This window comes from Pseudomonas sp. 32_A, assembly GCF_017490905.1.
GTDB classification, from domain to species: domain Bacteria; phylum Pseudomonadota; class Gammaproteobacteria; order Pseudomonadales; family Pseudomonadaceae; genus Aquipseudomonas; species Aquipseudomonas inefficax.
Genome location: NZ_JAFGYI010000007.1, coordinates 74,733 through 100,294, shown reverse-complemented (window position 1 = coordinate 100,294; position 25,562 = coordinate 74,733). Strand labels below are relative to the sequence as shown.

At 64.6% G+C, this 25,562-nt stretch carries 25 protein-coding genes; 14 read left to right on the top strand and 11 right to left on the bottom strand.

Annotation, left to right across the window (positions count from 1 at the left end):
• Positions 1 to 105 precede the first annotated feature (105 nt).
• The 6 genes from hemC (at position 106) to rsd (ending at position 5,621) form a co-directional block, all read left to right on the top strand.
• A complete protein-coding gene (gene hemC / locus J5M58_RS06740) occupies positions 106 to 1,047 on the top strand; it encodes a hydroxymethylbilane synthase (RefSeq protein ID WP_112251188.1) in 942 nt (313 codons plus the stop codon).
• Entirely contained in the window at positions 1,044 to 1,811 is a 768-nt protein-coding gene (locus J5M58_RS27850; protein WP_112251190.1) for a uroporphyrinogen-III synthase, read from the top strand. The genes hemC and J5M58_RS27850 overlap by 4 nt, the downstream gene beginning before the upstream one ends.
• Positions 1,812 to 1,856: 45 nt before the next feature.
• Positions 1,857 to 2,957: a uroporphyrinogen-III C-methyltransferase gene (locus tag J5M58_RS27845; protein ID WP_025337277.1), complete on the top strand. Its 1,101-nt coding sequence runs from the start codon at positions 1,857 to 1,859 to the stop codon at positions 2,955 to 2,957.
• Positions 2,954 to 4,192 carry a heme biosynthesis protein HemY gene (locus J5M58_RS06730; protein ID WP_112251192.1) on the top strand — a complete coding sequence of 413 codons (1,239 nt, stop codon included), beginning with the start codon at positions 2,954 to 2,956 and terminating at the stop codon, positions 4,190 to 4,192. Before J5M58_RS27845 ends, J5M58_RS06730 begins: the two co-directional genes overlap by 4 nt.
• Positions 4,193 to 4,413: 221 nt before the next feature.
• Positions 4,414 to 4,920: a disulfide bond formation protein B gene (locus J5M58_RS06725; protein WP_207877635.1), complete on the top strand. Its 507-nt coding sequence runs from the start codon at positions 4,414 to 4,416 to the stop codon at positions 4,918 to 4,920.
• Between the two features lie 230 nt (positions 4,921 to 5,150).
• A complete protein-coding gene (rsd, locus tag J5M58_RS06720; protein ID WP_112251196.1) occupies positions 5,151 to 5,621 on the top strand; it encodes a sigma D regulator in 471 nt (156 codons plus the stop codon).
• Positions 5,622 to 5,630: 9 nt separating this feature from the next.
• On the opposite strand, the gene J5M58_RS06715 is transcribed toward rsd, so the two are convergent.
• On the bottom strand, positions 5,631 to 6,269 hold the full coding sequence (locus tag J5M58_RS06715; protein WP_112251198.1) for an FKBP-type peptidyl-prolyl cis-trans isomerase: 639 nt from the start codon (positions 6,267 to 6,269) through the stop codon (positions 5,631 to 5,633).
• 381 nt (positions 6,270 to 6,650) lie between these two features.
• On the opposite strand from J5M58_RS06715, the gene J5M58_RS06710 reads away from it, so the two are divergent.
• Positions 6,651 to 7,817: an AlgP family protein gene (locus J5M58_RS06710; protein WP_207877633.1), complete on the top strand. Its 1,167-nt coding sequence runs from the start codon at positions 6,651 to 6,653 to the stop codon at positions 7,815 to 7,817.
• Here J5M58_RS06710 and J5M58_RS06705 read toward each other — a convergent pair.
• Positions 7,793 to 8,275, bottom strand: a complete 483-nt coding sequence (locus tag J5M58_RS06705; RefSeq protein WP_112251200.1) for a TIGR02444 family protein — start codon at positions 8,273 to 8,275, stop codon at positions 7,793 to 7,795. The two genes, J5M58_RS06710 and J5M58_RS06705, sit on opposite strands and share 25 nt — an antisense overlap.
• A 50-nt stretch (positions 8,276 to 8,325) precedes the next feature.
• On the opposite strand from J5M58_RS06705, the gene abc-f reads away from it, so the two are divergent.
• The 3 genes from abc-f to J5M58_RS06690 all read left to right on the top strand — a co-directional run bounded on the left by abc-f (position 8,326) and on the right by J5M58_RS06690 (position 11,655).
• Positions 8,326 to 10,236 (top strand): ribosomal protection-like ABC-F family protein, encoded by a 1,911-nt coding sequence (abc-f, locus tag J5M58_RS06700; RefSeq protein WP_112251202.1) that lies wholly within the window; start codon positions 8,326 to 8,328, stop codon positions 10,234 to 10,236.
• Positions 10,236 to 10,823 (top strand): mechanosensitive ion channel family protein, encoded by a 588-nt coding sequence (locus J5M58_RS06695; RefSeq protein WP_112251204.1) that lies wholly within the window; start codon positions 10,236 to 10,238, stop codon positions 10,821 to 10,823. Before abc-f ends, J5M58_RS06695 begins: the two co-directional genes overlap by 1 nt.
• 199 nt (positions 10,824 to 11,022) lie before the next feature.
• Positions 11,023 to 11,655 (top strand): LysE family transporter, encoded by a 633-nt coding sequence (locus J5M58_RS06690; protein WP_133969897.1) that lies wholly within the window; start codon positions 11,023 to 11,025, stop codon positions 11,653 to 11,655.
• A gap of 72 nt (positions 11,656 to 11,727) precedes the next feature.
• Here J5M58_RS06690 and J5M58_RS06685 read toward each other — a convergent pair whose 3' ends face one another.
• The gene (locus J5M58_RS06685; RefSeq protein ID WP_025337287.1) at positions 11,728 to 12,480 is read right to left on the bottom strand and encodes a slipin family protein; all 753 of its coding nucleotides are present in this window, start codon (positions 12,478 to 12,480) and stop codon (positions 11,728 to 11,730) included.
• A gap of 2 nt (positions 12,481 to 12,482) precedes the next feature.
• Positions 12,483 to 13,829 (bottom strand): nodulation protein NfeD, encoded by a 1,347-nt coding sequence (locus tag J5M58_RS06680; protein ID WP_207877630.1) that lies wholly within the window; start codon positions 13,827 to 13,829, stop codon positions 12,483 to 12,485.
• A gap of 98 nt (positions 13,830 to 13,927) precedes the next feature.
• Here J5M58_RS06680 and J5M58_RS06675 point away from each other — a divergent pair, with 98 nt between their 5' ends.
• The 3 genes from J5M58_RS06675 (at position 13,928) to J5M58_RS06665 (ending at position 15,397) form a co-directional block, all read left to right on the top strand.
• Positions 13,928 to 14,386: an aminoacyl-tRNA deacylase gene (locus J5M58_RS06675; RefSeq protein ID WP_003260230.1), complete on the top strand. Its 459-nt coding sequence runs from the start codon at positions 13,928 to 13,930 to the stop codon at positions 14,384 to 14,386.
• A 60-nt stretch (positions 14,387 to 14,446) separates the two neighbouring features.
• Complete coding sequence (locus J5M58_RS06670; protein ID WP_112251210.1) at positions 14,447 to 14,689, top strand: DUF2789 domain-containing protein; 243 nt, start codon at positions 14,447 to 14,449, stop codon at positions 14,687 to 14,689.
• 69 nt (positions 14,690 to 14,758) lie between these two features.
• The gene (locus tag J5M58_RS06665) at positions 14,759 to 15,397 is read left to right on the top strand and encodes an NADH:ubiquinone oxidoreductase subunit N (RefSeq protein ID WP_112251212.1); all 639 of its coding nucleotides are present in this window, start codon (positions 14,759 to 14,761) and stop codon (positions 15,395 to 15,397) included.
• A gap of 6 nt (positions 15,398 to 15,403) precedes the next feature.
• Here J5M58_RS06665 and J5M58_RS06660 read toward each other — a convergent pair whose 3' ends face one another.
• Together J5M58_RS06660 and J5M58_RS06655 are read right to left on the bottom strand one after the other, a co-directional pair.
• A complete protein-coding gene (locus J5M58_RS06660; RefSeq protein WP_112251214.1) occupies positions 15,404 to 15,841 on the bottom strand; it encodes a CBS domain-containing protein in 438 nt (145 codons plus the stop codon).
• A 233-nt stretch (positions 15,842 to 16,074) separates the two neighbouring features.
• Positions 16,075 to 17,805, bottom strand: a complete 1,731-nt coding sequence (locus J5M58_RS06655) for a dipeptidase (RefSeq protein ID WP_112251216.1) — start codon at positions 17,803 to 17,805, stop codon at positions 16,075 to 16,077.
• Between the two features lie 271 nt (positions 17,806 to 18,076).
• On the opposite strand from J5M58_RS06655, the gene J5M58_RS06650 reads away from it, so the two are divergent.
• Entirely contained in the window at positions 18,077 to 19,486 is a 1,410-nt protein-coding gene (locus J5M58_RS06650) for a PLP-dependent aminotransferase family protein (RefSeq protein WP_112251218.1), read from the top strand.
• Here the strand turns inward: J5M58_RS06650 and panB are convergent.
• Genes panB through J5M58_RS06625 form a run of 5 tightly spaced genes read right to left on the bottom strand, consistent with a single transcriptional unit; the run spans position 19,474 to position 25,561 of the window.
• Positions 19,474 to 20,289, bottom strand: coding sequence for a 3-methyl-2-oxobutanoate hydroxymethyltransferase (gene panB / locus J5M58_RS06645; RefSeq protein ID WP_207877628.1), 816 nt, complete (start codon positions 20,287 to 20,289; stop codon positions 19,474 to 19,476). The two genes, J5M58_RS06650 and panB, sit on opposite strands and share 13 nt — an antisense overlap.
• A 47-nt stretch (positions 20,290 to 20,336) precedes the next feature.
• On the bottom strand, positions 20,337 to 21,590 hold the full coding sequence (locus J5M58_RS06640; RefSeq protein WP_112251220.1) for an ATP-grasp domain-containing protein: 1,254 nt from the start codon (positions 21,588 to 21,590) through the stop codon (positions 20,337 to 20,339).
• Entirely contained in the window at positions 21,571 to 22,827 is a 1,257-nt protein-coding gene (locus J5M58_RS06635; protein WP_207877624.1) for a methylaspartate mutase, read from the bottom strand. The genes J5M58_RS06640 and J5M58_RS06635 overlap by 20 nt, the downstream gene beginning before the upstream one ends.
• A 2-nt stretch (positions 22,828 to 22,829) precedes the next feature.
• Complete coding sequence (locus tag J5M58_RS06630) at positions 22,830 to 24,326, bottom strand: hypothetical protein (protein ID WP_112251224.1); 1,497 nt, start codon at positions 24,324 to 24,326, stop codon at positions 22,830 to 22,832.
• Positions 24,323 to 25,561, bottom strand: a complete 1,239-nt coding sequence (locus J5M58_RS06625; protein ID WP_112251226.1) for an acetyl-CoA carboxylase biotin carboxylase subunit family protein — start codon at positions 25,559 to 25,561, stop codon at positions 24,323 to 24,325. The genes J5M58_RS06630 and J5M58_RS06625 overlap by 4 nt, the downstream gene beginning before the upstream one ends.
• Position 25,562 lies beyond the last annotated feature (1 nt).

The window sequence follows — 25,562 nt, the reverse complement described above, 5'->3', positions numbered from 1 at the left end:
TGGGAGCGGCTTTAGCCGCGAAGAGGCCCTCAGCTGATCCACATCTGCTAGCGATACCGGCGATGCTGTTATCATCGGCAGCATTTATCTGGATCGGGGCGTTCCATGTCCACTCGCGAAATCCGCATTGCCACCCGTAAAAGTGCCTTGGCCCTGTGGCAGGCCGAATACGTCAAAGCCCGCCTCGAGCAGGCTCACCCCGGTCTGCTGGTGACCTTGGTTCCCATGGTCAGCCGTGGCGACAAGCTGCTCGACGCGCCGCTGGCGAAGATCGGCGGCAAAGGCCTGTTCGTCAAGGAACTGGAAACTGCCCTGCTGGACAATGAAGCCGACATCGCCGTGCATTCGATGAAGGACGTGCCCATGGACTTCCCCGAAGGCCTGGGCCTGTACTGCATCTGCGAGCGCGAAGACCCGCGCGATGCCTTCGTTTCCAATACCTTCGACAGCCTCGAAGCGCTGCCTGCCGGCAGTATCGTCGGCACCTCCAGCCTGCGTCGCCAGGCCCAGCTGCTGGCGCGTCGCCCGGACCTGCAAATCCGCTTCCTGCGCGGCAATGTCAACACTCGCCTGGCCAAGCTGGATGCCGGTGAGTACGACGCCATCATCCTCGCCGCCGCCGGCCTGATCCGCCTGGGCTTCGAAGAACGAATCACCTCCACCATCAGCGTCGATGACAGCCTGCCGGCTGGCGGCCAGGGCGCGGTGGGCATCGAGTGCCGTAGCGCCGACCAGGAAATCCATGCGCTGCTGGCGCCGCTGCATCATGCCGATACCGCCGACCGGGTGGTGGCCGAACGTGCCCTGAACAAACGCCTGAATGGCGGCTGCCAGGTACCGATCGCCTGCTATGCGGTGCTGGAAGGTGACCAGCTTTGGCTGCGTGGCCTGGTAGGCCAGCCCAGCGGCGGTACACTGCTGGTGGCCGATGCCCGCGCACCCCGTACTGCCGCCGAAACCTTGGGCGTGCAGGTGGCCGAGGACCTGCTGGGGCAGGGCGCCGAGGCCATCCTCAAGGAAGTCTACGGCGAGGCCGGCCACCCGTGAGCTCCTGGCGCCTGTTGCTGACCCGGCCTGCCGAGGATTGTGCGGCACTGGCGCAAAGCCTGGCAGCGGCGGGGGTAGCCAGCAGCTGCCTGCCGCTGCTGGCAATCGAGCCCGTCGCTATGGATAACCAGCAACGCCTGTTGCTGGAAGGCCTGCAGGGCTTCCAGGCGATCATTGTGGTCAGCAAGCCGGCAGCCCGGTTGTTGCTTGAGCAACTGGCCGATGCCGGCCTGCAGCCACCCGTGCAAGGCTGGTTCACTGTGGGCGAGGCGACCGCCGCCGTGCTGCAGCGGGCGGGCCTGACGGTGAGCTTCCCGCCAAGTGGCGATGACAGCGAAGCTTTGCTGGCACTGCCGGTCCTGCGCCAGGCAGTTGCCACGCCGGCACCGCGGATCTTGATCGTTCGTGGTGTCGGAGGTCGCGAACTGCTGGCAGAGCGTCTTGCAGAGCAAGGTGCTAGTGTCGATTATCTGGAACTGTATCGTCGCTGCCTGCCGGCTTACCCGGCGGGCACCCTGATGCGCCGCATCGAAGCGGAACGCCTCAATGGCCTGGTGGTCAGCAGTGGGCAGGGTTTTGAACACTTGCAGCAGATGGCCGGCGCCGATTGGCCGCAGCTGGCGCGTCTGCCGCTGTTCGTGCCCAGCCCTCGGGTTGCAGACCAGGCCAGGGCCGCCGGGGCCCAACAGGTTGTGGATTGCCGTGGCGCCAGTGCCACGGCCTTGCTGGTAGCCGTGCAGCGCAGCGCTGCACCTGCCTCTTAAGGCGCTAAGCTGAACGCGATGCGCCCCCATGCAAAGGATGGATACGTGAGCGAGACTGTCTTGTCCAATAACGATCAGCCGTCGGCACAGGCGCCGGCGGAACCCGTCACCGCCCCACCTGCCAAGCGCTCCGGCAGTGGCCTGGCAACGCTGGCCCTGCTGTTGGGCGCGGCCGGAGTGGCGGTAGGTGGCTGGGGTGTCTGGCAGGTGCGTCAGCTGCAAGGCAGCGAATTCAACCAGGGCCAGCACATCGAGGCGCTGAACCAGCGCGCCGAGGCCCTGCAGCAGCGCGAACAGCAGATCAGCGCACAGCTGGCCAGCCTGCCGGCGGCCAGCGAGCTGGAAGACCGCCGCCGCCTGGTGGCACAGCTGCAAGGCGACCAGCAACGCCTCAGCCAGCGTCTGGAAACCGTGTTGGGCGAAAGCCGCAAGGAATGGCGCCTGGCCGAGGCCGAGCACCTGCTGCGCCTGGCCACCCTGCGGCTGTCTGCGCTGCAGGACATTACCAGTGCCAAGGCCTTGGTAGAGGGTGCCGACGAGATCCTGCGCGAGCAGAGCGATCCGGGTGCCTTCGCCGCCCGTGAGCAACTGGCGCGCAGCCTGGCCACGCTCAACAGCACCCAGCAACCGGACCGTACCGGCCTGTTCCTGAAACTGGCCGCTCAGCGCGAGTTGGTGCAGCAACTCAGCGCCCAGTCGCCGGAGTTCGACACCAATGCCGATGCCCTGGGCGCGCTCACCGCCGATGGTGACGGCGCCAGTCGCCTGTCCCAGTGGTGGGCCGAGATCTCCAAGTACTTCCAGATCGACTTCAACGCCGATGACAACGTGCGTCCGCTACTGGCCGGGCAGCAACTGAACCAGCTGCGCCTGGCCCTGAGCCTGACCATCGAGCAGGCCCAGTGGGCAGCGCTCAATGGCGATAGCAAGGTTTACACCCAGGCGCTGGACGACGCCCGCAGCGTACTGTTGGCCAACTTCAACGCCGACAACCCGCAAAGCAAGGCCATGCTTGACAGCCTCAATGCCCTGGCCGAGCAGCCGGTGTCGGTGGTTACCCCTGACCTCAGCGAAAGCCTGGCTGCAGTGCAGGCCTATATCCAGCGCCGCCACCTGCCGGCCGAGGCAGAAGGGGGCAAACCATGAAACGTGTCTACCTGCTGGCCGTGCTGGCGATCGTGGTCGCCGCGGCGCTGGGTATTGCGGTCGCCAAGCACAGCGGCTACGTGCTGATCTCGTATGGCAGCTTCCGTTACCAGTCGGGGCTGTGGGCGGCCCTGGCGGGTTTGCTGGCCGTCGTGCTGCTGCTGTGGCTGGTGCGCTACCTGGTCGGCCTGGTGCTGACCTCCAGCGGCGTGGTCAACCCGTGGTCGCGGCGTAACCGCAGCCGGCGTATTCGCCTGGCCATCGAGCAGGGCCAGCTGGACCTCGCCGAGGGCCGCTGGGCCAGCGCCCAGCGCCACCTGCACCGGGCTGCCGAGGCCGAGCGACAGCCGCTGCTGTTCTACCTCGGTGCCGCGCGTGCGGCCAACGAGCAAGGCCGTACCGAAGACAGCGACAACCTGCTGGAGCGTGCCCTGGAGCGCCAGCCGCAAGCGGAACTGGCCATCGCCCTGACCCATGCGCAGTTACAGATGGACCGTGGCGAAAGCGATGGTGCGCTGGAAACCCTGCTGGCCATGCAGGAGCGCCACCCGCACAACAGCCAGGTGCTGCGCCTGTTGCAGCGCCTGTATCTGGAGCGCGGCGACTGGTCGGCACTGATCCGCCTGCTGCCCGACCTGCGCAAGCACAAGGTGCTGCCAGCTACCGAACTGGCGGCCCTCGAGCAACGTGCCTGGGGCCAGAACCTGAGCTTGGCCAGCACCCGTGGCGAGGATGCGCAAAGTGCCCGTCAGGCGCTGGAGCGCGCCTGGCAGCAACTGACCGCAGCCCAGCGCCAGGAGCCACAACTGGTGCTGGCCTATGCCGAGCAACTGCGCCAAGTGGGCGCCCAGAGCGAAGCCGAACAGGTGCTGCGCACTGCCCTCAAGCGTGACTACGAAAGCCACCTGGCCCGCCTGTACGGCCTGGTGCGTGGCGATGACCCGGCGCGCCAGCTGCAAACGGCCGAAGGTTGGCTCAAGGCCCACCCCCAAGATGCAAGCCTGCTGCTTACCCTGGGCCGCCTGAGCCTGCAGAACCGCCTGTGGGGCAAGGCGCGCGACTACCTCGAAAGCAGCCTGCGCATGGAGCGCAACCCCGAGGCCTGTGCCGAGCTGGCGCGCCTGCTCGCCGGCCTTGGCGAGACCGAGCGCAGCAACCAGCTGTTCCAGGAGGGCCTCGGCCTGCTTGACGAGCGCCTGCTAGCCCTGCCATTGCCCGAAGGCGTACGCGCCTGACCTACCCCAGGGCCCGCGCAAAGGTGCGGGCTCCGGGGGCAGGTAACTTTCCTTTCGATGTAAGTTAGATCTGCAGTCCATTTCTTCAGACGTTTCCTACCGCATGGTTGGAAATTTCCTTCGCGATTCAGCGACTTGTCATTGCCGTCGCGCCTTGAAACAAAGCGCGTCTTTCCTCTACCGTTTCAAGCCACTTCATTATCCCGGGACCTTCACCGCCCATGCTGCCGGCCCGTTTGCGCACCTTTTTCCTACCTGCCTGCCTTGCTGCACTGGCGGTACTGGCCGCGTCCGTCCACCTGGAAAGCGTCCTCGGGCTGGTGCCCTGCCCGTTGTGTTTCAGCCAGCGGCTGCTGCTTGGCGTGTACGCGCTGCTGTGCCTGGCGGCAGTGCTGCAGGCGCCGGGTACGGCGGGCATTCGCTGTTACGCGCGGGCAACGCTGGGCTGTTCGCTGGCCGGGGCGTTGCTGGCAGCGCGACATGTCTGGTTGCAAGGGGGTGACGGGGCCATCCCTGTCTGCCCGGTGCCGCTCGGTCGGCTGTTCGAACAATCCTGGGGCGAGGCGGCCCGGCAGTTGTTGTTCGGCGGCCCGGATTGCAGCTCTCTGACCTGGAGCTTTCTCGACCTGACCCTGCCCGAGTGGAGCCTGCTGGCTTTCCTGCTGTTGGCGTTGCTGCCCTTGAGCTGCCTGCTGGCGTATCGTTTCCGCAGCCTGGCGAGAACATGACCTGGCGCAAGGTTGCGCCATTGGTACGACCAATGGCCGTGTAACAGGGTATTAAACACTTGTATGAACTTTGTCCGCTGCGTACCTTGAAGGCCAGCCCGTGCGGGAATAATCTCCCAGCACGCATACCGAAAACACAACTGCTCGATGCCGCCTGCTGATGTCACCTTTGTGCTGCATGGTCGTGGTGCGAGGTGCAGCGGCATCTACCCAGAAGGGAAGAGATAGCCATGCTCGATAGTTGCCAGAACGCTCAGGAACGCTGGGGTGGGGTTCATAAACTGATCGACCGCTGGCTGGAGGAGCGCCAGGAACTGGTGCAGGCTTTCCGCGCATTGCGCGATGCGAAGCCGGCCTTCGCCGACAAGGACACGAACGGGGAGTTTTGTGCGCTCCTTGTCGACTACGTTTCGGCGTGGCATTTCGAGGTCTGCGAGCAGCTGGTCAGTGAGGCCAAGGCCTTCGGAGACGAGAAGGCGTTGAAGCTGGCCGAAGAGATCAACCCACGGATCAATGACAGTACTCAGATCGCACTGGCCTTCAATGACCATTGCGCCAAGGGTGAGTGCAAGGACACCGAACGCTTTGCCGAAAAGCTGGGCAAGCTGGGTGGCCTGCTGCACGAGCGCTTCGAGCTGGAAGACTGCCTGATCGAAGTGTTGCACAACGCGCACAAGGAAGAAGGCGCGGTCCAGGCCTGAGGGTTGGCGTCAATCGCCAACCGCCAGCAGCTCGATCTCGAACACCAGGGGTGTGTAGGGTGCGATCAGGTCCCCTGCGCCCTCGGCGCCATAGGCTTGCGCTGAGGGAATCACCAGGCGCCATTTGGCGCCAGCGTGCATCTTTGGCAAGGCTACCTGCCACCCTTCGATCACCGAATCCAGGCTGAACCACTGGGGCGTCTGGTTCTGGTCGAACACCGAGCCATCTGGCAGCCTGCCCACATAACGCACCTGCACCTTGCCACCGGCTTTGGGCTGCGCGCCCGTACCTGCTTGCAGTTCGCTGTAGAGCACGCCCTCCGGTAGTTCGCGTACGCCATAACGACCACGCTCGTTGGCCATGAAGCGTGTTTCAGCAGCTTGCAGCTTTTGCATGGCGGCATCGCCTTCCTGCGCTTCCTGCTGTTGGAGCAGGGCCTGCATGCGTGCCTTGTCGAGTTTCAGCGGTTGTCCCTCATAGGAATGGCGCAGGCCTTCTATCAGCGCATCCAGCTGCAGGTCAGGCACATCCTGGCGCAGTCGCTCACCCAGGCTGGCGCCGATGCTGTAGGCAAGGTCATGTTCTTTGCTGTCGGCCAAGGCGATGGGTGCCAGCAGGCATAAACCTAAAACAAGATATCGAGACATGGTCAGTTCCTGCGCCAATGAGCGGGGAAGTATGCCAGTGTTCACTACTTGTATTGGCCTTTTCATGGTCCTTGTGGGAGCGGCCTTGTGTCGCGAAAGGGCTGCAGAGCAGCCCCGGCGATATTTGCCCTGGCGCTGAAACCGGGGGCCGCTCCGCGCCCCATCGCGACACAAGGCCGCTCCTACAGAGGGGCTGTGCAGTACAGATAACTGCCAAATATCAGCAATGATTTATTCAGCAACTACACTTGCTCGGAGCTGCAAGATAACAACTTTGCCCAGGCATGCAACGCGGCGTAAATAATACTGTCAACATGCCCTAGCGGCGGTAGCAGCAGAAGCATAGTATGAGCCGCAAACTCGTCAGCCAGGAGGTAAACCATGTCGGCTAAAAAGAAGCCAGTAAGCACGCCGTTACACCTGCTCCAGCAACTTTCGGGCAGCTTGCTCGAACACTTGGAAGATGCCTGCTCGCAAGCGCTGGCTGATGCGGAAAAACTGCTGGCCAAGTTGGAAAAGCAGCGTGGCAAGGCTCAGGAGAAACTGCACAACGGTCGCCTGAAACTGCAAGACGCGGCCAAGGCAGGTAAAGCCAAGGCGCAGACCAAGGCGCAAAAAGCCATTGGCGAACTTGAAGAGCTGCTCGACTCCCTCAAGGAACGTCAAACCCAGACCCGTTCTTATATCCAGCAACTCAAGCGCGATGCCCAGGACAGCCTCAAGCTGGCCCAAGGTGTAGGCAAGGTTCGTGAAGCTGCAGCCAAGGCGCTTGACCAGCGTGCTGCCAAGACTTCCAAACCGGCAGCCGCCAAACTCGTCACCAAGGCTGCTGCAGCCAAGCCAGTTGCCAAGGCCACCGCTGCAGCCAAGCCTGCGGCCAAACCAGTTGCCAAAGCCACTGCTGCTGCCAAGCCGGCTGCCAAGGGCACTGCTGCTGCCAAACCTGCGGCCAAACCAGCTGCCAAAGCCACTGCTGCTGCTAAACCTGCAGCCAAGCCAGCCGCCAAGGCCACTGCTGCAGCCAAGCCGGCTGCCAAGGGCACTGCTGCTGCCAAGCCTGCAGCCAAACCAGCTGCCAAAGCCACTGCTGCTAAACCTGCAGCCAAGCCAGCCGCCAAAGCCACTGCTGCTGCCAAACCTGCAGCCAAGCCAGCCGCCAAAGCCACTGCTGCTAAACCTGCAGCCAAGCCAGCCGCCAAAGCCACTGCTGCTGCCAAACCTGCAGCCAAGCCAGCCGCCAAGGCCACTGCTGCTGCCAAACCTGCAGCCAAGCCAGCCGCCAAGGCCACTACCGCTGCCAAGCCTGCAGCCAAGCCAGCCGCCAAGGCCACTACCGCTGCCAAGCCAGCTGCCGCCAAGGCTCCAACACGTGCGGCCGTCAAGCCCGCAGCTGCCAAGCCTGTTGCCAGCAAGCCAGCCGAAGCCAAACCGGCTACGCCAGCCGCCAGCACTCCGGCCGCCGCGACCAACTCGGCCACCCCGGCAGCTTCGGTAGCATCATCGGCACCTGCCAGCACCCCGGCTCAGGCACCGTCTTCGGCGTCCTGAAGTGCTGCCGCCGCGACGCGCAAATTAACTAGCGCGTCGTGGTGGCGGGCCTGGTCCGGCGCCAGCCGGTCCAGCCAGTCTTCCATGGGTTCATGGGCGCCCACCGGCCACTGTCGCGAACGCTCCTGCAAGCGTTCCAGCAAGGCCTTCTCAGCCTGCAATTCCAATCCCTTCACTTGCTCCCGCAGCACCGCCAGCTGCGCATCACCTTGCGCTGCTGCTCGCCACTGTTGGCGCAAGCTGCGCAACGGGTTGACCACGTCGCGCTGCCAGGGCTCGGCAATCTCGCGCAATGCTGTTACGCGTCCCTCTCGCACGGCCACGCCACGCGCCTGCAGCCAGGTTGCGCACAGCAGCAGACAGACATCGCCACCCAGTGTCTGCAGGTCAAGGCAGGCGGCTTCCACGCCGGGCCTGGCGTACAGGGCCAGGGCGTGATTCCACAGGTCGGTGTGCATGGTTCCACTCGCGCTATGGGCCGAGGAAGCTGGTAGACTCCGCGACCATCATGATCAGACTATCCAACCTCACTTTACAGCGTGGTCCGCAGCGCTTGCTAGAAGGCGCCGAGATGACCCTGCACACCGGTCACAAGGCCGGCCTGATCGGCGCCAACGGCGCCGGAAAATCCAGCCTGTTCGCCTTGCTGCGCGGTGAGCTGTCGCCCGATGCCGGCGATTGTCAGTTGCCTGGTGACTGGCGCATCGCCCACATGCGCCAGGAGGTCGACACCCTTGACCGCCTGGCCGTGGACTATGTGCTCGACGGTGACGTGCGCCTGCGCAAGGTCCAGGCTGAACTGGCCGCAGCCGAGCAGGCTCACGACGGTACCGCCCTGGCGCGCCTGCACATTGAGCTGGATAGCGCCGACGGCTATACCGCCGACGCCCGCGCACGCAAGTTGCTGGCCGGCCTTGGCTTCACCAACGAACAGATGGGCCGTCGCGTCGGCGACTTCTCCGGTGGCTGGCGGATGCGCCTGAACCTGGCCCAGGCCCTGATGTGCCCGTCCGATCTGCTGCTGCTCGACGAGCCCACCAACCACCTGGACCTGGACGCTATCCTGTGGCTGGAGGACTGGCTCAAGGGCTACCCCGGCACGCTGTTGCTGATCTCCCACGACCGCGACTTCCTCGATGCCGTGGTCGACCATGTGCTGCATGTCGAGCAACGCAAGCTGAACCTGTACAAGGGCGGTTACACCGCCTTCGAGCGCACCCGTGCCGAGCGCCTGGCGCAACAGCAGCAGGCCTACGAGAAGCAGCAGGCCCAGCGTGCGCACATGGAAAAGTACATTGCCCGCTTCAAGGCCCAGGCCACCAAGGCCCGCCAGGCCCAGAGCCGGATCAAGGCCCTGGAGCGCATGGAAGAACTGTCGGCGGCGCATGTCGATTCGCCGTTCGATTTCGTCTTCCGCGAGTCGCAGAAAATCTCCAGCCCGCTGCTGAGCCTGTCCGAAGGCCGCCTGGGCTACGGTGACAAGGCAATTCTCGACAAGGTAAAGCTGCAGCTCACCCCCGGTGCGCGCATTGGCCTGCTCGGCCCCAACGGTGCCGGCAAGTCGACCCTGATCAAGAACCTCGCAGGCGAGCTCGAGCCACTGTCGGGCCGCCTGGTGCGGGGAGAGAACCTGGCCGTGGGCTACTTTGCCCAGCACCAGCTGGACTCGCTGGACGACAAGGCCAGCCCGCTGCTGCATCTGCAGCGCATTGCCCCCACCGAGCGTGAGCAGACCCTGCGCGACTTCCTGGGCGGTTTCGACTTCCATGGCGACCGCGTCGACGAGCCGGTGGTGAACTTCTCTGGTGGTGAAAAGGCACGCCTGGCGCTGGCCCTGATTGCCTGGGAGCGGCCGAACCTGCTGCTGCTCGACGAACCGACCAACCACCTCGACCTGGAAATGCGCCTGGCGCTGACCATGGCCCTGCAGGAGTTTGCCGGTGCCGTGGTGGTGGTGTCGCACGACCGTCACCTGCTCAAGAGCACCACCGACGACTTCTTGTTGGTGGCCGACGGCAAGGTCGACATCTTCGATGGTGACCTGGACGACTACAGCCGCTGGCTGGTCGAGTACCGCCAGCGCAGCGCGCCGGCCAGTACCGCCCCGGTCAACCCGGACAAGACCGACAAGAAAGCCCAGCGCCAGGCCGCCGCAGCCTTGCGCCAGCAACTGGCCCCGCACAAGAAGGCCGCCGACAAGCTGGAAGCCGAGCTCAACCAGGTGCATGCGCAACTGGCCGAGATCGAGACCGCGCTAGGTGATGGTGGCCTCTACGACGCGTCGCGCAAGGACGAGTTGCGTGACCTGCTGGCGCGCCAGACCAAGCTGAAGCAGCGCGAAGGCGAACTGGAAGAGGCCTGGATGGAAGCGCTGGAAACTCTTGAAAGCATGCAGGCCGAGCTCGAGGCGCTGTCCTGATGGAGGAACTGCGTTCGCTGCTGCCGGGGCAGTGGATGGACACCTTCTGGCTGGGCTTGCAGATCCTGTTGATCCTGGTCGCGGCCTTCGTCCTGCAGCGCATCGTTGCGCGCGGGTTGAGCCGCCTGGGCCAGCGTTACCCGTTGCCAGCGGAGCTGCTGGTGCCGGTGCGTGGCGGCTTGCGCTGGCTGATCATGGGCAGCGCGTTGCTGTTCGTGCTGGAACGCCTGGGTGTCTCGGCGACAGTGCTGTGGACAGCACTGTCCGGCTTCGTCGCGGTGGCGGCAGTGGCCTTCTTCGCCATGTGGAGCGTGCTGTCCAACTTGCTGTGCGCGGTGCTGATCTTCACTGTCGGGCCGTTTCGCATCGGTGACGTGGTCGAACTGGTCGACACCCTGGACAAGCCGGGCGTGAAAGGCCGGGTGATTGCCATCAACCTGCTGTTCACCACCTTGATGGAAATGCCCGAGACGGGCGGGGCGCTGGTGCAGGTGCCCAATAGCCAGTTCTTCCAGAAGTCGGTGCGGCGCTGGCGGGGGGCTGAGGTGCAGTCCATGCACAAAGAGTCGTCCGCCGAGGCTGACTGAACCTGCACCGGCCTCTTCGCGGGTAAACCCGCTCCCACAGGAATTCCACAGCCCTTGGGGACAGCGCGATACCTGTGGGAGCGGGTTTACCCGCGAAGAGGCCGGTACAGGCAGAACAAATCCTGCAGAATTTGCTGGTTATTTTTTCACCAAAACCTTAGCTTAACGTTTTGCAACATATGTTCGAGCGAGGTGTGTGATGTCGATGGAAGTGTGGCTGGGCTTCTTTGCCGCCTGTTGGGTGATCAGCCTTTCACCCGGTGCCGGGGCGATTGCTTCGATGTCCAGCGGCCTGCAATACGGCTTCTGGCGTGGCTACTGGAACGCCCTGGGCCTGCAACTGGGTCTGATCCTGCAGATCGCCATCATCGCCGCCGGCGTCGGCGCCGTCCTTGCCGCCTCGGCCACGGCCTTCCAGGTCATCAAATGGTTCGGCGTCGCCTACCTTGTCTACCTGGCCTACAAGCAATGGCGCGCCTTGCCGATGGACATGAGCGATGAATCCGCCGTGCGCCCGATCGGCAAACCGCTGAGCCTGGTGTTCCGTGGCTTCCTGGTCAACGTCAGCAACCCCAAGGCACTGGTGTTCATGCTGGCGGTGCTGCCGCAGTTCATCAACCCGCATGAACCGCTGTTGCCGCAGTATGTGGCGATCACCGTGACCATGGTCACCGTGGACATGCTGGTAATGGCGGGGTACACCGGGTTGGCGGCGCGGGTTTTGCGCTTGCTGCGTACGCCCAAGCAGCAGAAGCGTTTGAATCGGACGTTCGCCGGGTTGTTCATTGGTGCGGCTACCTTCCTGGCGACTCTGCGCCGCGCGCCTGTCTGATAGGTCCGGGGGCTGCTTTGCAGCCCATCGCGACACAAGGCCGCTCCTACAGGGATTGTGTAGCGGCCACCGCTATTTTTGCTTGTCCACCAACCCCTTGAGCAAATCCACCGGCAGCGGAAAGACGATGGTCGAGCTCTTGTCCCCGGCAATCGTCCCCAGCGTCTGCATATAACGTAACTGCATCGCCCCCGGCTCCTTGCTCAGCATCTGCGCCGCCTGCATCAGCTTCTCCGACGCCTGCAACTCACCCTCGGCATGGATCACCTTGGCCCGCCGTTCACGCTCGGCCTCGGCCTGGCGGGCAATGGCGCGCACCATCGATTCGTTGAGGTCGACGTGCTTGATCTCGACGTTGGCCACCTTGATGCCCCAGGCATCGGTCTGTGCATCCAGCACCTGGCGAATGTCCGAGTTCAGCTGCTCGCGTTCGGCCAACAGTTCATCCAGTTCGTGCTTGCCGAGCACCGCGCGCAGCGTGGTCTGGGCCAGCTGGCTGGTCGCCACGAGGAAATCCTCGACCTGGATGATCGCTTTCTGCGGGTCGAGCACGCGGAAGTAGACCACGGCGTTGACCTTGACCGAGACGTTGTCGCGGGTGATCACATCCTGTGGTGGTACATCCAGCACCACGGTGCGCAGGTCGACCCGCACCATTTGCTGGATCACCGGGATCAACAGGATCAGCCCCGGCCCCTTCACCTGCCAGAAGCGCCCCAGCTGGAACACCACGCCGCGCTCGTATTCACGCAGGATGCGAAACGCCGACAGCAACAGCATCGCCAGCACGATCAGTACCGCGCCGAAGCCCAATTGCATGAACATGGTCATTCTCCTTGCGCCGCGGGCGCGGCGGCGCTCACTTCCAGCATGACGCCATGGCGCGCGGTCACCCGCACGTTCTGGCCCGCTTGCAGTGGCGTTGCACACTGCGCCTGCCATTGCTCGCCCTGGGCTAGCACAAAGCCACAGAACGGGTTGCCCGCCTTCACCTGGGTGACGGTGACCAGGCTGCCGACCAGGCCGGCGTCACCGCTGACCAGGGCCCGTCGGCGGGCCTTGAGGGCCATGCCCAGCACACCGCCGATCAGCAGCGCCGAGAGCAGCGCCAGGGTGCCGATCAGGGCCAGCGGGATGCCGAAACCGGGGGCATCGGTGTCGATCAGGATCAGTGCGCCGACCACGAAAGCGACAATGCCGCCAAAGCCGACCACGCCGAAACTGGGCAGGAAGGCTTCGGCGATCATGAAGGCGATGCCGAGCAATATCAGCGCCACCCCGGCGAAGCTCACCGGCAACAGCTGCAGGGCATACAGCGCCAGCAGCAGGCAGATGCCGCCGACCACGCCGCCCACCGTCGAGCCGGGGTTCATGAACTCGAACAGCAGGCCGTACACACCGATCATGATCAGGATCAGCGCCACGCTGGGGTTGGTGATGACCGCCAGCACCCGGGTGCGCCAGTCCGGCAGGTGCTCCACCAGGCTGGCGCCGGCAGTCTGCAGCTGCCGGGGCTGGCCAGCGACAGTGAGCGTTTTGCCATCGAGCTTGCGCAACAGGTCGGGTACGTCATCGGCCACCAGGTCGATCACATCGATCTGCAAGGCCTCGCTGGCGGACAGGCTGACCGCCTCGCGCACGGCCTTTTCCGCCCAGTCGGCATTGCGCCCGCGCAGCTGCGCCAGGCCCCGTATGTAAGCCGCCGCATCGTTGACCTGCTTGCGCGCAAGGGCCTCGTCATCGCTGCCTTCGGCCTTGTCGTCCTTGGGCGTGCCTGGCGTGGCGCCTATCTGCACGGGGGTTGCGGCACCCAGGTTGGTACCGGGCGCCATGGCTGCGACATGGCTGGCATAGAGGATATAAGTGCCGGCGCTGGCGGCGCGGGCACCACTGGGGGCGACGAAGGTGGCGACCGGCACGGGGCTGGCGAGAATCGCCTTGATCATCTGGCGCATGGCGCTGTCCAGCCCGCCCGGGGTGTCCATGCGGATCACCACCAGTTGCGCGCCCTGCGCCTGGGCCTGGCTGAGGCTGCGCACCAGGTAGTCGGCGCTGGCAGGGCCGATGGCATCATCGATGCCCAGCACCCACACTGCACCGGGCGCTGCCTGACCGCCTGGCGTCATACCAAGCAGCAACAGCAGCAACAGCCAGCGCCAGCAGCGGGCGATCACCTGTCGTCACCTCGTTTGCCTCTATTGCACAAGTTTAGCCCTGCCTGCTGGTACCCGGCCTAAAATTGGAAATTGGGGGACGAAACCGGAGGTGCATCATGCGTATGGCAAAGACCCTGCAGGATCGCCTGGACAAGGCCAACTGCGACTACGACATCATTCCCCATCCACATTCGGCCACCAGCCTGGAGTCGGCCCGCACGGCCGGCGTGCCCGCCGAGCGGGTCGCCAAGTCAGTGATGCTCGATGACCGTCATGGCAACTACATCATGGCCGTACTACCGGCCAACCGGCATCTGGACATGACCAAGGTGCGCATGTCCGGGGCATGGCAACTGACCCGTGAAAGCGGCCTGCCGAGCCTGTTCGGCGACTGCGAGCGCGGTGCCGTACCGGCGCTGGGTGATGCCTACCAGATAAAGATGCTGCTTGATTCGAGTCTTACCCGCCAAGGCGATGTCTATCTGGAGGCGGGTGATCACGATCATCTGATTCACATGAGCATGGAGCAGTACCTGAAGCTGGTGCCGCGCGCCGAAGTGCGTGAGCTCAGCTGATGCTCTCAACCCATGCCGGGCCGGCATCGTCGACGACCGGTCTGGCGACGAGGAGGAACCATGGATAAGCCGATTCATCCTTTGTCCGAGATTTTCCAACAGCTGGGGTTGCCAGACGATCCGGTCGAAATCGACCGTTTCATCACCACCCATTCGCCGCTTGACGACGATATAAAGCTGGTTGATGCACCTTTCTGGAACGATTCCCAGCGTGCCTTCCTGAAAGAGAAGTACATTGCCGATGACGACTGGATTCCGATGATCGACCAACTGAACGAGGCGCTGCACCCACGCAAAAAATAAAGCGCCGAGTGGTGCCTGACGAGTGATTGGCCGTTGCTATGCTCAGGAAAACAACAAGGGGATAGCGCGATGAAAGATCCCTACGCACCGGGTTTCTGGTGCTCCGTGACGATCCTGGGCACGTTGACGGCCAGTTATTTCTACGGCATCAGGCAAACGCAACAGATGAACCAGGCAGTGCACTTCCTGTATGCCGCTGCCGCCGTCACTGTGGCAGTTGCACTGGTGGCGCTGACCTGGATCGCCTGGCAGCAGCTGCACCTGAACAAGCGTGAGGTGGTGCAGGGGCGAACGTTGCTGACCATCTGGAACACCAAGGTTGCGCTACGCCGCGTCGAGACGGTGTTCGACCGCTATTTCTGGGGCAGCTACTGGCATTCGGGGCGCACCTTCGAAGAGGTCATGGGCGAACTCAAGGGCACGCCGCTGGAGCAGAGCCTGGATGCGTTGAAACGCCAGTGCCGCTTGCTCGACCGCGAAATTCATGACCACCATCACCACTGGCTGGCCAATGCCCGCGACCTGTCCAGCGTGGCCCAGGCCATGGCTCGTGAACGCTACCAGCTGGACCTGGGTGAGCCGACCCGCAGCGGCCATGGCAACACCGCTGTGCTCAACCGGGACCTGGAAGTGCTGGTGTACACCTGGTCGGCGCGCCTGCGCAGCTTTGACCATCAGCTGGACGAACTGGAGCGCGCCTACCATTGAGACGCTTTATTCACCGCGGATGTATTGCTCCAGTTTCAGGATCAGGTTTGCCTGTTCTGCGATGGTTTCCTTGACCAGGTCACCGATCGACAGCAGGCCAAGCAGTTCGCCATTGCTGACCACCGGTAGGTGGCGCAGGTGGCGGTTGGTCATCAGGTTCATGCAGTACTCGAGGTTCTGCTTCGGTTCCACGGTAACCACCGGCGCACTCATGATGTCGCGCACGGGGGTAGCGGCGGACGAACGGCCCTTGAGCACCAGCTTGCGCGCATAGTCCCGTTCACTGACGATACCCACGACCTGGTTACCCTCGACCACCGGTAGCGCACCGACGTTTTTCTCCGCCAGCAGCTTCAGTGCGTCGAGTACCGAGTCATCCGGGCCGATGGTGTACACGGTCTGGTGCTGGGACTTGGTCTTGAGGATTTGTTCGACGGTCTTCATACGGGCCTCTGCGGGTGGAAAAAGCGATGTCTCGGAGTAAATAAAGCATCCGGCACGGCGCTCTGCACGGCAATGCAGGAAACGGCATCGAGTCGATTGAAAAACGTCATGAGTGGTCGCCTGTGCTGGCCTCTTCGCGGCTGAAGCCGCTCCCACAGGGACTGCACAGCTTTCAAAGGCGGTGCAGTCCCTGTGGGAGCGGCTTCAGCCGCGAAGAGGTCGGCAGAGTTGGCTCAGAGCTTCGGCATCTGCCCGATCCGCGCCACCATTTCGCTCACCACCTGCAAGTCCAGCATGAACTGCTCCACGGTCTTGAACTCGTTGTCGTTGTGCCCGGTGTACTTCACATCCGGCATGGCCAGGCCGAACTGCACGCCGTTAGGCAGGTCGTGTACCGAGGTGGCGCCCGCCGAGGTACCGAACTCGTGCTTCATGCCCAGGTTCTCGGTGGCCACATCAAGCAAGGCTTTGACCCATTCGCCCTCGGGGTTGCGGTACATCGGCTCGTCCAGGCTGTAGTCGAAGGCCACCGAGGTATGGCTCTGCCGGGTCCATTTGCCCAGCTTGTCGGCCAGTTCGTCCTTGATCGTGGCAATTGGCTTGCCTTTCGGAATGCGCAGGTTCACCGCCAGCTTCAGGCCTTTTTCATCCACCCCGACAAAGGTCAGCGAGGCGGTCAGCGGGCCCATGAACGGGTCCTTGAAGGCCACGCCGAGCTTGTTGCCCAGGTAGTCCAGGCCCCAGTTGTCGGCGGCGTAGCGGGCGGCGTCGGTGAAGTGGTTGTGCTTGAGCGGCACATCCTGGCCCAGGCCGTTGATGAAGCCGAGCATGCGCGCTACCGGGTTGACCCCGGATTCCGGCTCCGAAGAGTGGGCGGAAACGCCGGTCACGGTGAGCAATACCTGCTTGCCATCGGCTTTGGCCACGATGCTGAAGTCGCCGCCATTGCGCTTCACGTAATCGGCACCGGCTTTTTCCAGCTGGCTGGCCAGCTTCGCCGGGTTGTCGGTGACCAGGGTCGCAACCGAGGTAGTCGGAATCTGGTTGGTGGCCAGGCCGCCAGTCAGGTTGACGATCTCGGCACCCTTGCCACTGGCCGGGCGCTTGCTGAAGCTTGCCATGATCGTGCCGTAGCCTTTCTCGGCGATGACCACCGGGTAGCCGCCATCGAGGGCCAGGTTGTAGTCGGGCGTGGGGTTGCGCTCGAAGTAGTAGGGGATGGCATCGCCGCTGGTTTCTTCAGTGGTGTCGATCAGCAGCTTGAACTGGCGGGCCAGCGGCAGGTTCTCGTCCTTGGCCACTTTCAGCGCGTACATCGCCACGACAATGCCGTTTTTGTCGTCTTCGGTGCCGCGGCCATACATGCGGTCACCGACCAGGGTGACCTTGAACGGGTCCAGGCGCGTGCCATCGGCCAGCTTCCAGTTGTCCGGGTTGACCGGCACTACGTCGGCGTGAGCATGGATGCCGACCACTTCCTTGCCGCTGCCCAGCGAGATCTCGTACACCCGGTTGTCGATATTGCGGAAAGCCAGGCCGAAGCTGTCAGCCAAGGCCTTGATCTTGTCGGCGATCCTGAGGAACTCGGGGTTCTCGTGCTGCGGCGTGCCCTCGACATTGAAGGTGGGGATGGCCACCAGCTCACGCAGGGTTTCGCTGGCAGCCTTGCCGTACTTGATGCGGGTATACAGGCCGAGCAGGCGGTTGATCTCGTTCTGCTGCTCGGCCGCCAATGGCTTGCCGCCCAGGTAGGCATCCAGGGTTGCCGCAAGGTTGTCGGCCTTGGCCAGGTCGCTGCCTTTGAGCTTGCCGAGGAACTGCTTGAAGTCGCTTGGGTCGCTGCCGTCGAACGCTTTGACGATGGCCGCGGACTGCTGCTGGGTAAGGTTGGCCTGGGCCGGTTGGGTGAACAGGCCGATGCTGGCCAGCAGCAGGGTGGTGGCGGTGAGTTTTTTCAGGTGCATGGTTGTGCGCATTCCTTCGCCAGTCATTGTTGTGGGTTACCCGTCGGGAAACGGGAAGACGCCCACGCTAACACCAATGACCCGTGGCACGGGAGTGCCAGAAACGCGACATGTCGCACAAACGAAAAAGCCCCCAGCAATTTACCGGGGGCCTTTCTGTGCTTCTGTCCCGTCCTGAGCAAGGTTCATACCTGCAGCCCGGGGCGTAGCGCAGCGCGCGGGATTCGCGTGTAACCTGTGCCTGCGCTTTTTCACAAGTGACCCCGTGAGTATGGAAGCAGACAACAATACCAAGTCCCACTACACCTACCAGGCCGTGTACCGGTACCTGCTCGATTGGATCGAGGCCTCACCGTCGGACGTTGAACAGCGCCTGCCGTCGTTGCGTCAGCTGGCCCAGCGCCTGAACGTGTCGGTATCCTCCACCAAGTACGCCTATTCGCTGCTCGAAGACGAGGGCCGGGTGTACGCGAGGCCCAGGCACGGTTATTTCACCCGGGCCAGCAAGACGCCGCTGCACGGCGAATGTTCACCCAGCCTGCTCGACACGGTGTTCTCCAGCGCCCGCCAGCCCGGCATGCTGGCCCTGAGCAGCGACGCGCCGGCCATGCTGCTGTCACTGGAGAAACCGCTGCTGATGATCGAGCGCGAGCTGGCGCGCCAGTACCCCCGTTCCCATGCGCCGCTGTACCAGCCGTTCGGCGAGCCGGAGCTGCGCGGTGTGCTGGCCGACCGCTACACTCGCTCGCCCCAGCGCTACTGGCATGCCGAGCATGTCTTCATCGGCTCGGACCTGCGCAGCATCCTCGAGCTGTCGCTGCGCGCCCTGGGCCTGGAAGGCCAGGTGGCGCTGGTCGAGTCGCCCTGTTCCTGGGCGGTGCTGCGGCAGTTGCTGGCTGCGCGCATGACCATCGTCGAGGTGCCTTTGCGCGCCGACGGCCGTTTCGATCTGGAGCAGTTCCGTCAGTTGCTGCATGCCCAGCCCGTGCGCCTGGCGGTGCTGTCGTCGGCCACCAATGTGCCCCAGGGCGGGTTGATGCCGGCTGCGGACAAGCGGCAGATCTCCCGCTGGCTGGCCGAGCGGGATGTGTGGCTGTTCGAGAACGATGGCTACGGCGAGTTCTGCTTCGAGGCCTCACCGGCCTGCTATCGCGACTTCGCCGACCCCAACCGCTTGCTGGTGTTTTCCACGCTCGACAAAGTCATCGGATCCGAGGCGCCCTATGGATACCTGCTGTGTCGGCGCCAAACCGAGCAGTTGCAGCAGCTGTTTCTGGAACGTGCCTTCCGCCTATCGCCGATACGCCAGAAGGCCATCGCCAAGCTGTACACCTCACGCCGGGTTGACCAGCACTTGCAATTGCTGCGCGCCATGCTGCGCGAGCGCATGCAGCACATGCAGGGCCTGCTGGAGCTCCACGGCCAGGGTTACCTGCGCTGGGTCGCGCCCCAGGGCGGGGCCAGCCTTTGGCTGGAAGCGACCCGGCCGGTGGAAATGCGCCGGGTATTCCAGCGCCTGCTGAGCCAGCGCATTGTCATCGCGCCCGGGGAAATCTTCAGTCAGCGCGGCCTGTGGCGTAGCCATCTGCGCTTGTGCTACACGCTGGACTGGAGCAAGGACATTCCCCAGGCGCTGCAACGCCTGGTCAAGGCGATCCAGGACGAGGCTCAGACGCCGTAGCAGTGGTCAAGCGTCGGGAAGGTGCCGTCACGCACCTCGTCTGCGAAGTGTGTGCAGGCCTTGCGAATCACACCGGCGACATCGGCGTACTGCTTGACGAACCGTGGCACATGCTCACCCCCCAAGCCCAGCAGGTCCTCGGTGACCAGCACCTGGCCGTCGCAGGCCGGGGAGGCGCCGATACCAATGGTTGGCTTGTCGCTGTCCTCGGTTATGGCCCGGGCCACCGGCTCGGCGACGCCTTCGAGCAGCAGCGCGAAGGCGCCCGCCCGCAGGTTGGCGCGTGCATCGGCCATCAGTGCCGCGCCGCTTTCCGAGCTCATGCCTTGGGCCTTGTAGCCGCCCATGACGTTGACGAACTGCGGCATCAGGCCGATGTGCGCCATCACCGGCACACCGCGCTCAACCAGAAATTCCACGGTGCCGGCCAGCACCTGGTTGACTTCCAGTTTCACCCCGGCGCAGCCGGTACGGGCAAGCACCTCGGCACAGTTGCGAAACGCCTGCTCGGGGCTCTCCTGGTAGCTGCCGAACGGCATGTCGGCGATCACACAGGCCAGGCGCGTGCTGTCGACCACCGCGCGGGTATGGGCGATGGTCTCGTCCAGGCGCATGCCCAGAGTGGAGCTGCGGCCGTAGCCGACCATCGCGGTGGAGTCACCGACCAGGATGAAGTCGACCAGGGGGTCGATTACCTGGGCAATCGCGCTGGAGTATGCCGTCAGCGAGACGATCTTCTGACGGCCTTTCATGGCCACCAGTTGCGGGACAGTCATTCGTCCGTTACGGATATGCGTGCTCATCAGTGTCTCCTTAGTTGTGAAACGGCCCCGGTAATCGGGGCTCCCGGTTACAGCCAGTCTTGCTCCCACGTCCGCCAGGCGAGTTGGTCCTGGCGGATGCGGTCAGGTTGCGGATGGACCATGAACACGGCCCCCGGCGAACTGTTGAGGTCGACGGTCGGCGCCAGGGCGCGGCCGTCGCTGAAACGCCAGCGGGCGCTGTGGTACGAGGCAAGCTGGTCGAGGCGCGAGGTTACCCGGCCCAGGTCGAAGCGACCCTGGCCACGGGCGATCAGGTTGAGGGTGCAGGCCGCCTGCAGCTGGCGATAGCGCCGTGGGCGCTGCAGCAGGCGCGCTGGGGTCAGGCAGGCCTCGACGGTCAGGCTGACCTGGTCGGCGCCAGTGGCAGCCTGCAGGGCGGGTGGGTTGGCCAGGCCGGACAGGCGCGCGCCGGTTTCCAGCAGGCGTGGCCCGGCGGCGGTGAGGATCACCTCGGTGTGCGCCGGGCCCTCACCGATGGCCAGGGCATCGAGCACGCCCTCGACATAGCCGACCAGGGCCTCCAGGCATGGGTCGTCGGGGGCCAGCAGGTATTCGCTGTCGTAGATCTTTCGCCCATCCTCGCTCAGTGTCTTGGTGCAGCGCCAGGCATCGCTGAGCCAGTGCCGGCCTTGGTGGCTGACGGTGTTGATCACGTACTCGTCGCCTTCGAGGTACTCCTGCACCAGCACTTCATGGTTGTCGCGCATCATCAGGTTGGTGCCGCCGAGGATGGCGTCGGCGGCATCGCGGACCTGGCTGGTGTTGCGGCAGATGAACACCTGGTCGGAGCCGGCACTGTCCAGGGGCTTGACCACAACCGGCCGCGCACCCTGGGCCTGGAACCAGGCGCAGGCCTGCTCGGCGCTGCCGGTGCGCAATTGCGCTGCCACCGGCAGACCTGCGGCGGCCACCTGCTCGGCCATCAGCGCCTTGTCGCGGCGCGCTGCCGACAGCGTCGGGTCGTTGCCCGGCAGGCCAAGGGTGGCGGCCAGGCGGTCGGCCAGCTCAACGCCGAACTCGCTGCCGGTCAGCACGGCTTCGGGGTGCTGGGCCGCCAGCACCTGACACAGTGGCTCGAAGCCGACCTCGTGCAGTTGGTAGCGCTGGGCGAACAGGGCCTGCGGGCAGCTGGCGGCGAAGGCGGCCGGCATGTCCCGTCGCGAGCTCACGTGCAGCAGCGGGCGGTGCTCGGCCAGGGCACGAGCGAGGAAGGCCCCGGTGGAGTAGGCGTCCACCAGTACCAGTGGGCGCTGGCCGGGTTCAATGCAAGGGTTGGTCATAACGGTTCACCATGTAGTGCAGCATCTTGAACAGTTGGTCGGCGCGCACGCCGTGTTCGGCGTTGCCTGCCGCGTGGTTACGCGCAAGCGGCAGGCCGCCCAGGGTGGCCCAGCGCAGCGCACCGTGGTCGTCGATCAGGGTGGTGGCGCGGCCGGCGTTGTCGGCGTGAAGGCAGTAGGGAATATCCAGCAAGCCCCGGGCGAAGCCCTGCAGCAGCGCAATGCCCAGGTCGGCGTGCAGGTCGAGCACGGCGTCGACCAGTTGCCTGGTTTCCATCAGGATTTCCTCGTAATAGCCCTGGTTGGCAGGATCGAGCGCCGCTGGCGCCTGCGCCGCGCTGCTGCTGGCCATGTCCAGCGCCTGAAGGTTGTCGCGCACCGAGGGAATCTGTCGGGCTTCGGCCACGGTCTTGACGATCAGCCGTTCGCAACCGGTGGCCTGGGCCAGTCGGGCGCTGTCGGCGATCAACCGGCGGGCGCCATGTTCGGTGCAGGGGAACACGCCCATGTAGGTGTACACCACCACGTGCCAGTGGATATCGCCCAGGTAGTGCGCCGCCAACTGGCGCAAGGCGCGCAGCGCACCTTGGTCCTGGGCCATGCTGGTGCCCTGGGCATAGCTCAGTGACACGCTGCGGATGCCGTACTGGCGAAAGAACATGGCTTCGAGCAGGCCGACCGCCAGCAGCATCGAGGGTGGGCATAACTGACCCAGCAGGCAGCCGCCGAAGCTCTCGATATGGCCATGCGCGGTGCCCTCGGCCAGCGCACGGCAGCTTTGTCCCCAGGCTTCCACCGCATGCAGCAGCGGCAAGCGGCTGTAGGGCATGCAGTAGGACACAGGGCCGCCTTCGGTGGTATCCAGGCCAACTGCGGCCATGCGCTTGAAGATGTTCTGCGGCTGGGCCGTGCCATGGCGTACCTGGATCGGAAAGTGCTCGCTGTAGAGTCCGTCGAGCATGCCGCGCAGGGCTTCCAGCGGGTGGCTGACGATGGGAAAGCCATTGAGCGGGCTGCCGTCGTTGAGGCAGCGCAGGGCGCTCTGGTAATCGCCGACACGGGTGTAGCTGTCGAGGGTGATGGTGCCCAGGGCGCCCGGCTGGCGGGCCACGGCCTCCAGGCCAGCACGCATGCTGGGGATGTCGGCGAAACCCATGCGCGGCTGCACCACGAGCTGCCCGCGCTCGCGGGCGCGTTCGATGAAGCGCTGGAAGTGGCTGGTATTGGTGCTGGCCATGGTCAACGCCCCGACACCAGTTCAACCACCTGTTCACCGGTGATCGGATCGTGACGCACGATCCGGCCCTTGTGCGGGTCGCCGGCGCGCACTCGGGCGATCAGCGAGGCATCGCTGTCGAAATCGATAGGCGCGTGCCGGTAAAGGCTGCGCAATGCCGCCAGCGGCAGGCCGCTGACCTCACCGAGCCATTGGCCGAGCATTTCGTCCTCGGCCTGGCCGTCAAGCAGCGCGTGCAGGTCTTCCAGGCGCCCGACAATCTGGGGATGACGCAGGCTCAGGTATAGCGCCAGGTCACGGCCATGGCTGACGAAGGGCGAGAACTGCATGCAGACAAGCTGCTCTTCGTCGAGGTCAAAAGCCGAGCGGGCGAAGCTGTCGGCCAGGGCGCGCCGGTTGGCCATGCCGGAGGCGCCGGCGTAGGGCGCCAGGGCCAGCTCGATAAGACGATCGGGCATTTCCTTCTTGCGCATCAAGGCCTGGGCCAGTTCCAGGTATTCGGCCAGGCCATCGTCGTAGCTGCGTCCCTGCACCTGTTCGGCCTTGAGCCCGCGCAGGTGGGCCATGAGCATCGGGTTGGCGCAGTCCGACTCGGTGAAGCTGAACGCCAGCTCCTCGAACCGGAAGCCAAGGAACTCGGTGATCAGCTCCCAGTGGTCGTCGACCCGGTAGCTCACCAGGTCGTAGATGCTGATGAACGCAGGTTCCTCTCCGGCGTTGCCGGTACTGACCCGACGCTCGTCAAGTGCAGCGTCGAAGCCTTCGCCGAGCAGTTCGATGAAGTAGGCCTGGGCGATACCGTCCAGCGCCTGCAGCAGCCCGCGGAAGCCTTGGCGGCGGCAGGCCTCGACGTTCAGCCCCAGGCGTTCGGCCAGGCGCATGATCCAGGTGAAGTAGTGCTTCTGTTCCTTGCGCGAGTCGCCGGTGACCACCGCGTCGACGCCACCCTGCCACCAGGCGGCGCGGCCGAAGAAGTCGGCCACCGCAAGGTTGCAGCTGTTGCAGAAGGTCGGGCGACCGTCGCCGGCGGTGCGGTGGCCGTTCATCAGCACGTCGAAGCGGTTCATCGCCTTCACCTGGCTGGGGAAGGGCAGGTGGCGTTCGAATGGGCGGATCTGCCTGTGGTCGACCACCAGCATCTCGACCCGCGCGTCGCCGTATAGCGCCAGGGCATGGTAGACCCGGTCGATGTTGGCCATCACCGCGTCGGCCACCCCGGCATGACGCATGTTGGCGATGCGCAGATGGAAGGTGCGACCATGGGTGATGGCCAGGTGCAGCTGGGTCGCGCGCAGCAGCGACACGGTATAGGAGCTGTCCTTGCCGCCGCCGTAGGCGACCATCAGGCGGTAGTCGGCCAGGCCTGCCAGGCCTCCGGCGGCCTCGATCAGGCGTTCGCCGAACACGCGCACGGCGTTCTGGTCGTTGTCGCTCAGGTAAGGGGTGAGCCGGGCCAGCAGCGCGGCGTCGTCGTGTTCGGTACGTGCGGCGTGGTTCATGCTGGCTGCGTCTCCAGGCGGTAGTGTTCGATGACGTGTCGGATGTCTCGCTCGATGCCGGCCTGGTCGCTACCGGTGAAAATGAAACGTCCGCCCTGCAGCGCGTCGTAGCCGCCGCCGGCCTCCAGTACCTCGCCGGGCTGGGGCAGCAACTCGCGCCAAAGCGAAGCGACCTGGGTGCGCTGCGACGGTGCCTCGAGCACCGTGCACGGCAGTTGCCGCGGCTTGGGGATGATCAGCCAGCCGCCGCTGGGGTCGCTGTCCTGGCCGGGCAGGGTGGCAGGCTCGCCGAGCAGGTTCTTCAGCCAGTGCTCATAGAGATTGACGCCGAACACCCGGTTGATCAGGTGTGGCACCTCGCTGCCGCCAACCCGCGCACCCACTTCCAGGAATACCAGGCGACCGTCCTCGCACACGAACAGCTCCAGGTGGAACGCGGTGTCGCGCAGCCCCAGCGCCTGCAGGCACTGGCGACTGAAGTCGGCGATGCGCGTACGCAACGGTGAGGCCTGCAGCAACACCGAGCCCAACGGCTGGTACCGGGCGAAGTCCAGGCAACTGTTGAGGTAGCGCGACACGGCTTGGAACGGCACCTGACCGGTAGCGTCGGTGTAGCCGTCGACGTGGTATACCTGGCCCTCCACGAAGGCCTCCACTTCGTGGCGCGCCAGGTCGATGCCGTCGAGCGCGGCCAGCAGCTGGCGCTCGTCATCGACCCGCACCACGCCGATGCTGGCGGCGCCGTCCACCGGTTTGACGATCAGCGGGTAGCCGGTTGCGTTGGCGAAGTCCAGGGTGTGTTCCAGGCTGTGGCAGCGGGTGAAGGCCGGCACGGCCAGGCCATGCTCTTGCAGCACCTGTTTCATCCGCGCCTTGTCGCGGTACACACCCACTTCGTCCGGACCATGGCCGGGAATGTTCAGTGCCTGGCGCACCTGGGCGGCGATTTCGAGGGTGAATTCGGACAAGGCGATCAGCAGGTCGACCGGGCCGACCCGTTCGATCACTTCAGTCACTGCGGCCAGCAACTGAGGGTACTGGTTCACGTCCTCGACCTGCACCATGTGGGCGATCTGCTCGCGCGGCGTCAGCACGCCAAGAGCGCCGGGGCCGTCGACCACATAACTGATGCGGTGGGCATGGTGATCGAAGAAGGCTTCGTAGCGGGTCAGTTCGTTGTCCCAGCGCTGGCCGTCGTGGAAGCGCGGCCAGCGGTTGACGATCACGATATGCATG